This window comes from Donghicola sp., assembly GCF_025210255.1.
GTDB lineage: Bacteria > Pseudomonadota > Alphaproteobacteria > Rhodobacterales > Rhodobacteraceae > Donghicola > Donghicola eburneus.
In genome coordinates this window covers 57,489-70,414 of the sequence record NZ_JAOARZ010000021.1, presented here as the reverse complement: position 1 = coordinate 70,414, position 12,926 = coordinate 57,489, and the positions used below count along the sequence as shown (strand labels likewise).

Annotated in this window: 15 protein-coding genes; 6 read left to right on the top strand and 9 right to left on the bottom strand. The window is 60.2% G+C overall.

The genetic code is table 11. The features are described 5' to 3' along the window. From iolD to N4A58_RS07270, 5 genes are all read left to right on the top strand, one after another. Positions 1-1,654: 3D-(3,5/4)-trihydroxycyclohexane-1,2-dione acylhydrolase (decyclizing) (gene iolD / locus N4A58_RS07290; protein ID WP_293708582.1), on the top strand; the 1,654-nt coding region annotated here is incomplete at its 5' end. Between the two features lie 91 nt (positions 1,655-1,745). Continuing rightward, entirely contained in the window at positions 1,746-2,645 is a 900-nt protein-coding gene (iolE, locus tag N4A58_RS07285) for a myo-inosose-2 dehydratase (RefSeq protein ID WP_293708580.1), read from the top strand. Positions 2,646-2,723: 78 nt separating this feature from the next. Further along, positions 2,724-2,933, top strand: coding sequence for a hypothetical protein (locus N4A58_RS07280; RefSeq protein WP_072704254.1), 210 nt, complete (start codon positions 2,724-2,726; stop codon positions 2,931-2,933). Further along, entirely contained in the window at positions 2,926-3,720 is a 795-nt protein-coding gene (gene iolB / locus N4A58_RS07275) for a 5-deoxy-glucuronate isomerase (protein ID WP_293708577.1), read from the top strand. Before N4A58_RS07280 ends, iolB begins: the two co-directional genes overlap by 8 nt. 13 nt (positions 3,721-3,733) lie before the next feature. Then, complete coding sequence (locus N4A58_RS07270) at positions 3,734-4,513, top strand: TIM barrel protein (RefSeq protein WP_293708575.1); 780 nt, start codon at positions 3,734-3,736, stop codon at positions 4,511-4,513. Positions 4,514-4,610: 97 nt separating this feature from the next. On the opposite strand, the gene N4A58_RS07265 is transcribed toward N4A58_RS07270, so the two are convergent. The 5 genes from N4A58_RS07265 to N4A58_RS07245 form a co-directional block, all read right to left on the bottom strand. After that, complete coding sequence (locus N4A58_RS07265) at positions 4,611-5,042, bottom strand: cytochrome c (RefSeq protein ID WP_293708574.1); 432 nt, start codon at positions 5,040-5,042, stop codon at positions 4,611-4,613. A 39-nt stretch (positions 5,043-5,081) separates the two neighbouring features. Next, positions 5,082-6,464: a multicopper oxidase family protein gene (locus N4A58_RS07260; protein ID WP_293708573.1), complete on the bottom strand. Its 1,383-nt coding sequence runs from the start codon at positions 6,462-6,464 to the stop codon at positions 5,082-5,084. A gap of 9 nt (positions 6,465-6,473) precedes the next feature. Beyond that, positions 6,474-6,908 (bottom strand): cytochrome c, encoded by a 435-nt coding sequence (locus N4A58_RS07255; RefSeq protein ID WP_293708572.1) that lies wholly within the window; start codon positions 6,906-6,908, stop codon positions 6,474-6,476. Positions 6,909-6,986: 78 nt separating this feature from the next. Continuing rightward, positions 6,987-7,313, bottom strand: a complete 327-nt coding sequence (locus N4A58_RS07250; RefSeq protein WP_293708571.1) for a hypothetical protein — start codon at positions 7,311-7,313, stop codon at positions 6,987-6,989. A gap of 85 nt (positions 7,314-7,398) precedes the next feature. After that, positions 7,399-8,157: a glutaredoxin family protein gene (locus tag N4A58_RS07245; protein ID WP_293708570.1), complete on the bottom strand. Its 759-nt coding sequence runs from the start codon at positions 8,155-8,157 to the stop codon at positions 7,399-7,401. A gap of 251 nt (positions 8,158-8,408) precedes the next feature. Here N4A58_RS07245 and N4A58_RS07240 point away from each other — a divergent pair, with 251 nt between their 5' ends. After that, positions 8,409-8,942, top strand: a complete 534-nt coding sequence (locus tag N4A58_RS07240; RefSeq protein WP_293708569.1) for a hypothetical protein — start codon at positions 8,409-8,411, stop codon at positions 8,940-8,942. Between the two features lie 27 nt (positions 8,943-8,969). Here N4A58_RS07240 and N4A58_RS07235 read toward each other — a convergent pair whose 3' ends face one another. From N4A58_RS07235 to N4A58_RS07220, 4 genes are read right to left on the bottom strand one after another with little or no spacing between them, the layout of a single operon-like run. Continuing rightward, positions 8,970-9,878 carry a LysR family transcriptional regulator gene (locus N4A58_RS07235; RefSeq protein ID WP_293708568.1) on the bottom strand — a complete coding sequence of 303 codons (909 nt, stop codon included), beginning with the start codon at positions 9,876-9,878 and terminating at the stop codon, positions 8,970-8,972. A gap of 21 nt (positions 9,879-9,899) precedes the next feature. After that, positions 9,900-10,538 carry an aspartate/glutamate racemase family protein gene (locus N4A58_RS07230; protein ID WP_293708567.1) on the bottom strand — a complete coding sequence of 213 codons (639 nt, stop codon included), beginning with the start codon at positions 10,536-10,538 and terminating at the stop codon, positions 9,900-9,902. Next, a complete protein-coding gene (gene hydA, locus N4A58_RS07225) occupies positions 10,535-11,989 on the bottom strand; it encodes a dihydropyrimidinase (protein WP_293708566.1) in 1,455 nt (484 codons plus the stop codon). The genes N4A58_RS07230 and hydA overlap by 4 nt, the downstream gene beginning before the upstream one ends. Next, the gene (locus tag N4A58_RS07220) at positions 11,986-12,915 is read right to left on the bottom strand and encodes an N-carbamoyl-D-amino-acid hydrolase (protein WP_293708565.1); all 930 of its coding nucleotides are present in this window, start codon (positions 12,913-12,915) and stop codon (positions 11,986-11,988) included. The genes hydA and N4A58_RS07220 overlap by 4 nt, the downstream gene beginning before the upstream one ends. Positions 12,916-12,926: the final 11 nt, after the last annotated feature.

Below are 12,926 nucleotides of genomic sequence, written 5' to 3'. Positions count from 1 at the left end.
TGCGGCGATTGCCTATGCCAAGGGCAAGAAGCGCACGCGGGCGATGGCCGTGACCTCGTCCATTGGGCCGGGGTCCACGAACGTGGTGACGGCTGCGGCGCTCGCGCATGTGAACCGGTTGCCGCTCTTGATTGTGGCGGGCGATGTGTTCGCGAACCGCAAGCCCGACCCTGTGCTACAGCAGGTCGAGGATTTTGACGACGGCACCATCAGTGCCAATGACTGCTTTAAGCCCGTGAGCCGATATTTTGACCGCATCACGCGGCCCGAGCATCTGCTGTCCGCGCTGCCCCGCGCCCTGCGGGTCATGACCGATCCGGCGAACTGTGGTCCGGCGACCATCGCATTCTGTCAGGACGTGCAGGCCGAGGCCTATGACTGGCCCGAAGACTTCTTTGAGCCCCGTGTGTGGTATATCCGCCGTCCGGCGCCTGATGCTGGCGAGCTGGCCCGTGTGGCCGAGACGATCAAAGGCGCCAAGAACCCCGTGATCATCGCCGGCGGCGGTGTGATCTATAGCCAAGCCGAAGAGACGCTGGCAGCGTTCGCCGCCAAGCACAACATTCCCGTGGCCGAGACTCAGGCCGGTAAATCGGCGCTGCCCCAGAGCCATCCCATGAGCTTTGGTGCCAGTGGCGTGGACGGGTCGGCGGCGGCGAACGCTGTGTCGGCATCGGCCGATGTGGTGATCGGGGTTGGCACCCGGTTCCAGGACTTTACCACCGGCTCGCGGACCATGTTTGCAGAGGGCGCCAAGCTGGTCTCGGTCAACATCCACGGCTATGACGCGGCCAAGCACGGGGCAGAGGCCCTTGTGGCGGACGCGAAGGTGGCGCTGGAACTCTTGACCGATCTCTTGGGGGACTACCGCGCCGAAGCCTGCGATCCGGCAGCCCGCGAAGACTGGCTGCGGGCGGTGGATGCCTATTGCGCCCGTCCCGAGGATCAGGACGGCCTGCCCACCGACGGTCAGGTGATCGGTGCGGTTCAGCGCGCCACAGGCGAAAGCGCGATTGCCATGTGTGCCGCGGGCACCATGCCCGGCGCGCTGAAGCTGCTGTGGCAACCAAGTCAAGGCGGCTACCACATGGAATACGGCTATTCCTGCATGGGCTACGAAGTAGCGGGCGCCATGGGGCTGAAGCTGGCGCGTCCCGAGCGCGAGGTCATCTGCTTTGTTGGCGATGGCAGCTATATGATGGCGAACGCGGAACTGGCGAGCGCTGTGATGCGCCGCATTCCCTTCACCGTGGTGCTGACCGACAACCGCGGCTACGGCTGCATCAACCGACTGCAGACCAAGGGCTGCGGCGGCGAGCCCTTCAACAACATGTACGTCGATTGCAACATCGAGGTTCAGCCCGAGATCGATTACGTGGCCCACGCGGCCTCTATGGGCGCCTATGCGGTTAAGGCCAGCGGCACTGACGCGCTGGAAGCCGAAATCAAGGCAGCCCGCGCGCGGAACATCCCCACAGTGATCGTGATCGACACCATCGCCAAGGACTTCCCCGGCACCGGCCTCGAGACCTCCGCTGGCGAACACGGGTACTTCTGGGACGTCGCCGTGCCAGAGGTCAGCGACCGCGAGAAACAGCGCAACCGCTATGCCGAGTACATCACCCAGATCGCAAAACAGACCGGCGTGAACTGACGCGAATGGCGGGACACGCGGGGCGCTGCCCCGCACCCCGAAGTATTTGGTCCCAAGATGAAGGGACCACAGAAGGAAGAAAGAGATCACAATGATCAGGTTCGGCACCAACCCCATTGCGTGGGCCAATGATGATGACCAATCGATCGGGAAGGACATCCCGACCCAGCGGATCCTTGAGGAAGCGGGCCGCCTGATCGGCTTTGACGGGATCGAGAATGGGCACCGCTGGCCGCAAGATGACCCAGAGGCGCTTCGCGCGCTGCTGGCCGACTATGGCATGGTCTTTGTGTCGGGCTGGTACTCCACCGAACTGCTGACTCGATCGGTCGAGGACGAAATCGCCGCTGCTCAGGGGCATCTGGCCAAGCTCAAGCACAATGGCTGCAAGGTGTGCATCGTGTGCGAATGTTCCAACACCGTGCATGGCAGCCCTGACGTGCCCGTGAATGATCGACCCCGCCTGACGAACGATGAGATGGTCGCCTTTGGCGCAAAGATGGAAGAATTCGCGGCCTATCTGGCCGGCGAAGGGATCACTTTGGCCTATCACCACCACATGGGCACCGTGGTTGAAAGCCCCGAAGAAATCGATGCGTTTATGGCCGCGACTGGTCCGGCCACGCAGCTTCTGTTTGATGCGGGGCATTGTACCTTCGGTGGCGGCGATCCCGAGGCCGTGCTGCGCAAGCATGTGAACCGCGTGGCTCATTTCCATGCCAAGAATATCCGTCCGGATGTGACCGCCAAGGTCCGTGCCGAGAACCTGTCATTCTTGCAGGGCGTTCTGGCAGGGGCCTTTACGGTGCCTGGCGATCAGGACGGGGCGGTGGACTTTGCGCCCTTGCTGCAAGTCCTGAAGGACGAAGGCTATGACGGCTGGATCGTGATTGAAGCCGAGCAGGATCCAGACCTGCGCAATCCACTGCTCTATCAGACCCTTGGTCTGCATACGCTCAAGCGGATTGCGGGCGAGGTGGGTTTGATCTGAGGGGAACAGGCGTTCCGGTTGCACAGGCCGGAGCGATCCCTGACTGTGTGGGCGGAGAGTTCCAAGAGGAGAGACTGGATGATTGATCCGACCGATCCGTTCTTTGCCCCGCTCTGGCGGCGCATTGTGATTGTCGCGCTGTGCCTGGGGTGGGCGCTGTTCGAGGTGGCCACTGGATCGCCCGGATGGGCGCTGATGTTTGGGGCCGCGGGGGCCTATGCAGCATTCAAGCTGCTGGGGCCGGGATATCGCCGTGCCCATGAGGACAAGGATAAAAATGATGGCTGACCTTTTGAAGAAACCTTTTGGCGACCACGGCAAGGTCCACCAGATAACGCCGGAGTCGGCGGGCTGGCGGTATGTGGGCTTCTCGCTGTATCGCCTGCGCGAGGGTGAAAGCGTGTCCGAGGTCACGGGGGATCGGGAAGTCATTCTGGTGATGGTCGCGGGCAAGGCCACCTTTACTGCCGCGGGCAAGGACTGGGGCGAGCTTGGCGAGCGGATGAGCGTATTCGAGAAGACACCGCCCCACTGCCTCTACGTTCCCAGCGACGACAAATGGGAAGCAACCGCCACCACCGAGTGCACGATCGCAGTCTGTTCTGCCCCCGGTATGGGCGGCCACGAAGCGCGCCAGATTGGGCCAGATGGAATCGAACTGACCCAGCGCGGTGAAGGCGTCAACACGCGCTACATCAACAACATCGCGATGGAGAATGAGGACTACTGTGACAGCCTCTTGGTCACCGAAGTGTTCACCCCTGCGGGTCATTGGTCGTCCTTTCCCAGCCATCGCCACGACGAAGACGACTTCCCGCGCATCACATACCTGGAAGAGACCTATTACCACCGCCTGAACCCCGCTGATGGGTTTGGCATCCAGCGCGTTTACACGGATGACGGGCAGCTGGATGAAACCATGGCCGTCAAAGATGGCGATGTGGTCTGCGTCCCTCGTGGCCACCACCCTTGCGGCGCGCCCTACGGGTTCGAGATGTATTACCTGAACGTCATGGCAGGACCCCTGCGCAAATGGCGCTTCGTCCCAGCCCCCGAAGTCGAGCACATGTTCTAAGAGGAAACCAGAGATGTCCCAGAGTTTTCAGCTGGCCGCCTGCGCAGAAATGCTCTGGCTCGACAAACCGATTGAATGGCGCGCTGCCCGTTTGACTGAGCGGGGCCTTGGCGTGGGTCTGTGGAATTACCCAGATCACGACCTCGCGAAGCTCGAGGCCGTGGGTGCCAACTACACCATCATGAATGGCTATTTGGTTGGCCGTTTGGCTGATGACGCGGGCGCGGATGCGCTGATCGCATCGGCGCGCGAAACGGTGCAGGTGGGCAAACGGCTTGGCGTGGAGCGGCTAAATTTGCACGGCACAGGCCTTGGCGAGGGGGGCATTCCCGAGTGGCAGCACGATGTGATCACAGGTCCCATGTGGATCAAGGCAAAGGACACGCTGAACCGCATTTGCGATATGGCAGAGGACGAGGGCGTCGTCTTTACCCTGGAAAACCTGAACCTGTTGGATCACCCGGGTTGTCCCTTTGGCCGGACAGAAGACGTATTGGCACTTGTCTCGTCCATTGATCGCCCGCAACTCAGGATCAACCTTGATCTGTACCATACGCAGATTGGCGAAGGCGATTTACTGCGCTGGTGCGAGAAGTGCTTGCCTTGGATTGGGGAAGTTCAGGTTGCCGACAATCCGGGACGCTATGAGCCGGGCACGGGCGAGATCAATTATCCCGCAATCGCCGCGGGCCTGAAAAAGATGGGGTATTCTGGCCCAGTTGGAATGGAAGCGTGGGCGCAGTTGGACAGCGATGCCGCAGTCGATGCGTTTGTAGCTGCGTTTTCCGAGTAGGCTACATAAGATTGCTCCGCTGGGAGAGCAGCAAACAATCGACGGCTAATTCAATATGAGATAGCCATCGATTACACACTTCAACGCTTAGGCGTCCTCATTCCCGATAGGTCGAGTGACACGCCTTGCAGGTGCCCGCGATGCGGCCCAAGGCGGGGCGGAGGTCCGCTTCAGAGGTGATGGTGCCTGCGAGGGCGGACGCGGTCGTCTCAGAGTCCGCAGCCAATGCGGCGAAGTCATCCCACTGCTCCCAAATGATCGGCAGTGCTTCGGACTTCGGGTCCTGAGCTGGCTTTTCGAAAGACGGGGCGATTTTGGCCGAGTGCACAGCGAGTTCGGCCAGCGCGGCATTCGCTGCATCTGCATCAAAGGCGCGCTCGCCTTTGGCCATGGTGCCGATGACCTTCACTTGATCACCGATGGCTTTCATGACCTCCATCCGCGCCATCACATCTTTGTCTTTCACTCCGCCATGGGCCAAAGCGGCGGTGCCGAATGCGATAAGCGCGAATGTCATGGTCTTTTTCATAGTCATCTTCCTATGGGGTCGTTCTATTATTTGAGGTGTTTAGATCACTTCGATCCACGTGTTCATGCCAGATGCCGCATGGGCCAACATATGGCAATGGAAGAGCCATTTTCCCGGATTGTCCGCGACGAATGCAATCTCAAGCGGCTGTTCGGGGAACGACAGGATCGTATCTCTGAGTGGGCCGAGGCTGCCGTCATCGCGCACCTCACGGAAATGCATTCCGTGCAGATGCATTGCATGAGGAAAGGCCGTGCGATTGGTCAGTGTCACGCGGGCGACATCGCCTTGGGTCAGCGAGGCAAAGGGCGTTTCTGACATGCCCGCCTGGCCCGATAGTGCCCAAAACTGGCCGCGGTCGATCAGGGCGCGGAAATCGAGCGTTTCGCCTTGGTACACGGCGCTTTCCATGCCTGCCATGGCGCCGCCTTCCATCACCAGATCGAACTGCTGCGCTTGGCTCAGATCGGGCAATGCTGTGTTGGTGTTGGCAGGCAGAGGCTCGGGCGCGTCAGGGCGGCGATCAGTGCTGCCAGAGACAGTCATTTCAACCAATGCCTCCCACCCGTCGCTATTCAGAGACATCAACACGCCCGCTGGCTGGTCCGCGGTCGCTGTAACGTCCACGATCAGGTCAACGCGCTGCGCAGGAGCGAGGATGATCTCTTCGCCAATTGGATCAGGAGTATCCAACGGCATTCCATCCAAAGCAACAGTCCAGCCCTCCATCCCTTGGAGCCGCAGAACAAAGATGCGGGCGTTCGCGGCATTGATGAGCCTGAGACGCAGGCGCTCGCCGGTACGGGAGGTCATGGCATAGGCGAAGTCACCGTTCACCCCGATCAGGTTTCCTGTGCGCCCGCCGTGGCTCATCATCATCGGATGGGAAAAGGGTTCAGAGAAGGCGCCTGTCTCAGGGTCCAGAAGCCAGTCATTCAGCATCAGGACCTCGTCGCGGTCCACATCCGGCGGCGTCGCTTCATCGATGATCAGCGGGCCAGACAAGCCGCGCCCGACTTGCTCCATCGAGTTCATGTGCGCGTGATACCAGTACGTACCCGCGTCCGGCACGGCGAAGTCATACGTGTATTCTTCGCTTGGTGCGACGGGGGGCTGCGTCAGTCCAGCCACCCCGTCCATGGCGTTGTCGATGCGTATACCATGCCAATGGATGCTGGTTGGCACATCCAATTCATTGACCAGCGTTTGCTGCACACGTGCCCCTTGGGGGACACGGATCATCGGGCCGGGGATAGTACCGTCATAGGACCAGACATCGGTGGCGGGGTAACCTTCGGGGGCGAGTTGCACGGTCGCTTTGCGCGCCGTCAGCCTGTGAGTTTGCGCCAATGCTGGCGGAACCAAGGACAGACCAGCGAGGCCCCCCATTCCTGCGCAAAATGTTCTGCGAGAGATGTTCATGCCGCGCCCCTAGTTGATGCCATTGGCGCGCTGAAGTTCGCGCACATAGGCGATAATCGCGGCAACGTCGGCTTTTGTCAGCCCGTCTTGGGGTGGCATATTACCGAACCGCCAGTGGTGCGCGCGCACGCCCTGTTGCACGGCCAGCACAAAGGACATGTCGCCGTGGTGGCTCGGTTCGTAAATTTTGTGCACCAAGGGCGGGCCGGCGGCCTTGTTTCCCGCCGCGTTGGTGCCGTGACACGCGGCGCAAACAGCGTCAAAGGCGCGTTTGCCCATCTGCGCCTCGGCCGAGAGAGTTTCGGGCAGTATCACCTCGACAATTGGGTTGCCTTGGGGTGGGATGGCGGTCGCGGCCTCTTGGGCCTCGGTCTGGGTCAGGGACACATAAGCCCCTGCGGCGATGAGGAGAGCAGCGCCCCCAACGATGATCTTCTTGTTCATAAATCTTGTCCTGTCGTCGCGCGTCATTGCGCTGATCCTGTCCGCCCGCCCATGATCAGGGCAGGCCATTGCAAAGGGTCAGGCGCGCAGACGGGGCGGCGGCAGGTCGATTTGCCGAAATGTGCTGGACAGACGATGGGGTGGCGGCATCATGTGGCACGGCGCCTCCTTCTGCACAATGGGGAGCGTCAGAGCCTGCGTTTGCAGAACCGGACCCGCGCACGAGGCCATGTGCGCGCAGTCATGTGGACCCATCTCTCCGGCAATACTTTCTGGGCATTCGGGGCAGGGGACTGCGTGGCCGTTCATGCTCGTCTCGCCAACCGTGCCATGGGCCATGCCTGCGCCGGGTAGGGCAAACAGGGCCATGAAGCCGGTCAACAATAAGACAATGATCAGGCGCATTCCGTTCCCGCAGTCAGATGTGCGGATAACTTTGCCGCAAGCCGCTCGGCGGGGTCAAGGCGCAGATCATCACAGACGCGGCACCTTAGCCGAACAGAGCCTTGCCCCCCATCCAGAGAGCCATCGCCACCATCATCACGTTTTCGGTCAGGGACACGAAGCCGAGCGGCACATTCGAGGACCCGCCCACACACGCACATTTCAGCTCGCGTTTGTCGATGTAGACAGCTTTGAACACGCTCACCGCGCCGATTGTACCGATGACCAAGGCCACAGGGACCGATAGCCACGTGAGCGCGCCCGCGGTCATCAGGATACCAGCTATCGCTTCGCCAAAGGGATAGATTTTGCCGTAGCGCACCCAACGACGTGCCAGCAGGTCATAATTTAGGAACATGGTCGAAAAGCTTTCGATGTCCTGCAGTTTCTGGATCGCTAGGATCGCCATAGATAAAGAGATAAACCATTCCACCGCCCACACGGACAGAAGCGTGCCGTATTGGTGCCAAGACAGCCCAAGCGCCAGCAGCGCGGCCACCGAAAAGATCGCGATGACCGGCTGGTAGCTGGTGTCGCTTTGCTCTTCCTTCGGAGGATCAATGTCGAAATGAACGCGCAGGTCATCATAACCCCCGATGCGTTCGCCATTGATAAACGTCTGTGGCGTTGTCTTGACCCCATGCTTTTCCATGAAGGCATCGGTTTCCTCGCGGGTCTCCAGATAGTGGTCGTCGACGGTATAGCCTTGTCGCTCGAGCAGGTCTTTGGACTTCAGGCCGTAGGGGCACACGTGTTCTGGCATCACCATGCGGTAGAGCGTTGCAGTTTGGGTATCTTTGGGCATCAAATGTCTCCTGTGAAAGCGCAGTCGCAGAGGGGAGCGGCGCGCGCACTTGCAATGTGTCGCTTGGAAAATAAACGCCCTTCCAGCGCCGGAAGGTTCCAAATGAACTTGTGTTGGGGCGCCCGTGGGGACGTTTTCGGGGAAATTGCGCTGTCGACAGGGCGGCAAAGGCCGCATAGCGTTGTGGTCATGAGCCGACTTGGCGAACCAAGACCGTAGCAGACACAACGAGCAAAAGGATGATCCCACCCATGAAGGCCGTATTCGCCGCGATGTTGCTGCTACCCGCTGCGGCGATCGCTCAATCCCACGATCACTCCGGCCATCAGGTTGCTATGCAACAAGCCGCACCGACCGAAGGCGGGCAGGGCGCTTTTGCTGCATTGGCAGAGATCGTGGCACTTCTGGCCGCTGATCCTCACACCGATTGGTCCAAGGTCGACATCGGCGCGCTAAGGCAGCACTTGCAGGACATGAATGAATTGGTCCTCAACGTCGTCGTGGCCGAACGAGCTGTGCCTGGCGGTCTAGAAATGACCATTTCCCGCCAAAGTCCTGGTGCAGAAGCAGCTTGGCGGATGGTTCCAGCCCACGGGCCTGTGGTTGCTGCCGAAACAGGTTGGAACAGCAAGGTTCAAACGGAGGATGACACTCTGGTTTGGACCGTCACCAGCAAAGAGGCCGAGGCGCAAGTGCGCGGTCTTGGGTTCTTTGGGCTGATGGCAACTGGCAATCACCATTCGCAACACCACCTTGCTCTGGCGCGCGGGCAGTCGATGCATTGAGCATCGCCTTTTGTCGTTAGCGCCGGCTCAAGTGTTAATGTGAGCGCGGATAGCCTCCATGAAGCCAAGTAGGGTGCTGGAATGCGGCACGCCTTTACGCGTTAAAACGGACGCCCGAATTTCGCAGGCCGGCATAAAGGGCCGCGCGACAAGCCCTCGCTGCAGATAGGGTTGGGCAGAGTAAGGGTCCACGACCGTCAGCCCCATGCCGTCCGCCACCAGCGCCGCCGCTGTCTGGCAATACCGCACCTCGATCTGAGGCTCATAAGTGGCCGATCCTAACGCAAATCCCTTGGCGACCAGACGCCCCAGTTGCGAGGCCTGATCAATGCCCACGATTTGCCGCCCTTTCAGGTCCTCGGCGGCTATGGTGCCTTGCTCGGCCAGTGGATCGTCCTCGGGCAATAGCACCACCATCTGACTGCGCTGAACAATCTCGGAGTTTACAGTTTCCAACTTCTCGGCGTTCAAGACCAGCCCAACATCGGCTTGCCCCGTCTCGATCGCTTCGAGCACGTTTGACAAGCGCCGGACATCATACGCGACCGTGACGTTCGGTCGGTCCGACAGGAAAGCGCGTAAGGCCTTGGGACCAATAGAATACCCCAAGGGCGGGGTCGCAATGACGCGCAGCCGCCCCACACGGCCAGAGCGCATGTCGCGCGCCCGCGTCGAAAACGACCGTAGCAAGCCAAAGAGCGGTCGTATCTCTTCGAACAGATCACGCGCCTCGGCGGTGGGCTGCAGGCGCCGCCCTGTCCGTTCAAAGAGGGTGATCCCCAGCTGGCTTTCGAGTTGCCTCAACCCCGCAGAAACGGCGGGCTGAGAGACCCCGAGAAATTCCGCAGTTTCGACAGTTGTGGAGCATCGCATCATCGCGGCAAAAATCTCCAAGAGCCGCAGGGAGACGTCCGGCATATCTTCGATTTTTGCCATTCTTTTCAGTCCTTTTGCCCGTCAGCCGAGCACCGCGCCAAGCGCGATACTTGCAGCGGCCATCACGGGGTCGATCACAGCCAATCCTGTATCTTGCTCCAAGCGCGCACGGATCGGTGCCATGCCCGCACAGCCCAAAACGATCGCGCCCGCGCCCATTTGGCCAAGCTTTTCGGCCTTGTCTCGGACCAACGCATAGACGGCCTCGTCACGCCCCGAAGCGGCAGCCGACACACCAGGCAGGGCTAACTCGCCAGCCAGACGTTCAGCCACTCCCATCTGCCGCATTTTGCGCATGTGGCGCGGGATCGAGCGTTCTGACAGCGCAATGATCCCAAAGCGGTCCGCACGCGCGAGCGCCGTCAGAATGCCAGCCTCCTGACATCCAATAGCAGTCTTCACACCCTCGGCGCGCAAGAGATCGAGACCCGGATCCGAAAAGCACGCCGTGATATAGGCTGAGGCATCGGGCCGTGCACGCGATGTCGCCAAAACCTCGAGTCCCGCGCGGGCGACATCTTCGTCGCTCGCGATTGTCGCGGGGCTTTGCTGGATGTCGATGACTTCGAAATGCGGACCCAGAACGGCGACCGCATGCCGAATGCCATCCGTCACCTCGCCCGAGCTATTCGGATTGATGATCAGGATCGGATCGCTCATCGCAGGACTGTCCCGAAGTTTTGCGCCGGATCGAACTCTTTGGCTACATAGTCGGGCGTACCGCGCAGATCCACGGGCGCACGGCCAAAGAACTGGCCCTGACCTTCGGTTGCCATGAGTTCATCATTTTCGACGATGACACGGCCGCGGTTCATGACCAGCTTGGGCACGCCGGTCAGTTCCATGCCTTCGAATGGGGAATAGTCCATGTTGTCGTGCTGATCCACTGCGCGAACGGTGCGCCGCTCTTCTGGGTCCCAGATAGCAATGTCCGCGTCCATACCCGGTGCGATCCGGCCTTTGGTGGTGCAGCCAAACACCTTGGCGGTGTTGCTGGACGACAGAGCCACAAACTGCTCGGGCGTGATGCGCCCTTTCACGACCCCTTCTGAAAAGAGGTAGGGCAGACGGGCTGCAATCCCCGGCATGCCGTTGGCAATTTTCGAATAGGGCACATCAGCCCCATTCACGAATTTCCCCGTTTCGTCATAGCGATAGGGCGCGTGGTCCGAGTGAACGCCCACAAAGGTGCCCATGCGAATATGCTTCCACAGTACTTCTTGGGTGGCTTCGTCCCGCAGCGGCGGCGAACAGATGTACTTGGCCCCCTCTGTACCGGGACGGTCCAGATCATTGCGGGTCAGCGCCAGATATTGCGGGCAGGTCTCGGCATAAAGCTTCGCCCCGTTCCACTGCTCCCGGCGGATAATCTCTGCCCCGCCTTCGGTCGACACATGGACGACGAACAAGGGTGCGTCCACCAGTTTGGCCAGTTGTACAGCGCGGTTGATCGCCTCTTCTTCGGCCAATTCAGGACGCGAAATTGCGTGGTATTTTGGGTCGCTCAGACCGCGCGCGGCCAGGAGCTTGTTCATCCACTTAACCATGTCGTTATTTTCGGCATGGACCATAGTGATCGCACCATGCTCGCGCGCCACCGAGAGGATATCGAGCATGCCCCCATCGCCAAGGTTCATCAGGTCGTAGGTCATGAAGACCTTGAACGAGGTGATGCCGCGAGCAAAAGCGCGCGGCAGCTCTTCGGTCAAAACCTTCTCCGTCGGGTCCGAGATGATCAGGTGGTAGGAGTAATCGATGACAGACCGTTCACCCCGGGCGTCGTAGGTCTTGATGACGTCATCAACGGACTGGCCCCTTTGCTGAGCGGCAAAGGGGATAAACGACGAATTGCCGCCAAACGCAGCCGAGATCGAGCCGGACAGGTAGTCATCGGCGGTCATCACCCCCGACGAGCTTTCCTGTGCGATGTGGGCGTGGGTTTCGATCCCGCCCGGCATAACCAGCCGCCCGCCGGCGTCGATGCGCGTGTCGCCGCCATCCAGCTTTTCGGACACAGCGACGATCCGTCCATCCGCAATCCCGATATCGCCCTTAAACTGGCCCTCGGCGGTAACAATGGTGCCGCCGTGAATTACGGTTTCAAAAGTCATTCAGAGGGTTCCTTTACGCCGGTCTGGGATGCAATCAGTCCATAATGTTCGATACGGCGATGGGCCTCAAAGTTGAAAATGGTCGACTTGCCAAAGGCGCATTTGTCAAAGTCAGCCTCGGCCACGATCAGCTCGTCCCCTTCGCCCTCGGCGCGAGCGATCACAAAGCCATCGGGGTCCACGATGATCGAGCCTGCGAACATGTGGTTGCCGTCTTCCATGCCGCATTTCGCGACGGCCACAGCATAGGTCGAGTTCTGGTAGGCCCCGGCGCAGACCGACAGTTCGTGGTGGTACACGCGCCGCTCAATACCTTCTTCTTTGGACAGGTTGTTCTGCGACGGCGTGTTGTAGCCGATACTCACAAGCTGCACGCCCTGCAGACCCATCACGCGCCAGCTTTCGGGCCAGCGGCGGTCGTTGCAGATGGCCAGACCCATGATCGCGCCTTGGCTGCGTACAACGTTAAAACCTGTATCGCCTGGCAGGAAATACCGTTTTTCAAGGTGCTGGTGGCTGCGTTCCGGCTCGTATTCCGAGTGACCGGGCAAGTGGGTTTTGCGGTACTTCAACACGATCTCTCCCTCAGGGGACACGATGATCGAGGTGTTGAAATGCTCACCTTCCGGCGTCAGCTCGCAATAGCCAAAGGAAAAGCCCATGCCGTATTCTTTGGCCTTGGCGAACAGCGGCGCGGTGGCCTCATTCGGCATCTCGGTTTCGAACCAGTGGTCGAATTCTGCGCGATCCTCGACATAGAACCGCGGAAAGAAAGTGGTCAAAGTCATCTCGGGATAGGTCAGGAATTCAACGCCCTTCTCGTGGGCCTGATCCATCAGCGCCATCATACGCGCGACAACCTCGTCGCGGGTTTCGTCCTTCTGGATGCCGCCAATCTGCGCACCCCCGATGATCATCTTGGTCATTGTGTAATTCC

Bases quoted from the DNA above. Each gene is read 5' to 3' on its own strand.
- iolE (WP_293708580.1), top strand. From the start codon at position 1,746: ATGATCAGGTTCGGCACCAACCCCATTGCGTGGGCCAATGATGATGAC.
- N4A58_RS07280 (WP_072704254.1), top strand. From the start codon at position 2,724: ATGATTGATCCGACCGATCCGTTCTTTGCCCCGCTCTGGCGGCGCATT.
- iolB (WP_293708577.1), top strand. From the start codon at position 2,926: ATGGCTGACCTTTTGAAGAAACCTTTTGGCGACCACGGCAAGGTCCAC.
- N4A58_RS07270 (WP_293708575.1), top strand. From the start codon at position 3,734: ATGTCCCAGAGTTTTCAGCTGGCCGCCTGCGCAGAAATGCTCTGGCTC.
- N4A58_RS07265 (WP_293708574.1), bottom strand. From the start codon at position 5,042: ATGAAAAAGACCATGACATTCGCGCTTATCGCATTCGGCACCGCCGCT.
- N4A58_RS07260 (WP_293708573.1), bottom strand. From the start codon at position 6,464: ATGAACATCTCTCGCAGAACATTTTGCGCAGGAATGGGGGGCCTCGCT.
- N4A58_RS07255 (WP_293708572.1), bottom strand. From the start codon at position 6,908: ATGAACAAGAAGATCATCGTTGGGGGCGCTGCTCTCCTCATCGCCGCA.
- N4A58_RS07250 (WP_293708571.1), bottom strand. From the start codon at position 7,313: ATGCGCCTGATCATTGTCTTATTGTTGACCGGCTTCATGGCCCTGTTT.
- N4A58_RS07245 (WP_293708570.1), bottom strand. From the start codon at position 8,157: ATGCCCAAAGATACCCAAACTGCAACGCTCTACCGCATGGTGATGCCA.
- N4A58_RS07240 (WP_293708569.1), top strand. From the start codon at position 8,409: ATGAAGGCCGTATTCGCCGCGATGTTGCTGCTACCCGCTGCGGCGATC.
- N4A58_RS07235 (WP_293708568.1), bottom strand. From the start codon at position 9,878: ATGGCAAAAATCGAAGATATGCCGGACGTCTCCCTGCGGCTCTTGGAG.
- N4A58_RS07230 (WP_293708567.1), bottom strand. From the start codon at position 10,538: ATGAGCGATCCGATCCTGATCATCAATCCGAATAGCTCGGGCGAGGTG.
- hydA (WP_293708566.1), bottom strand. From the start codon at position 11,989: ATGACTTTTGAAACCGTAATTCACGGCGGCACCATTGTTACCGCCGAG.
- N4A58_RS07220 (WP_293708565.1), bottom strand. From the start codon at position 12,915: ATGACCAAGATGATCATCGGGGGTGCGCAGATTGGCGGCATCCAGAAG.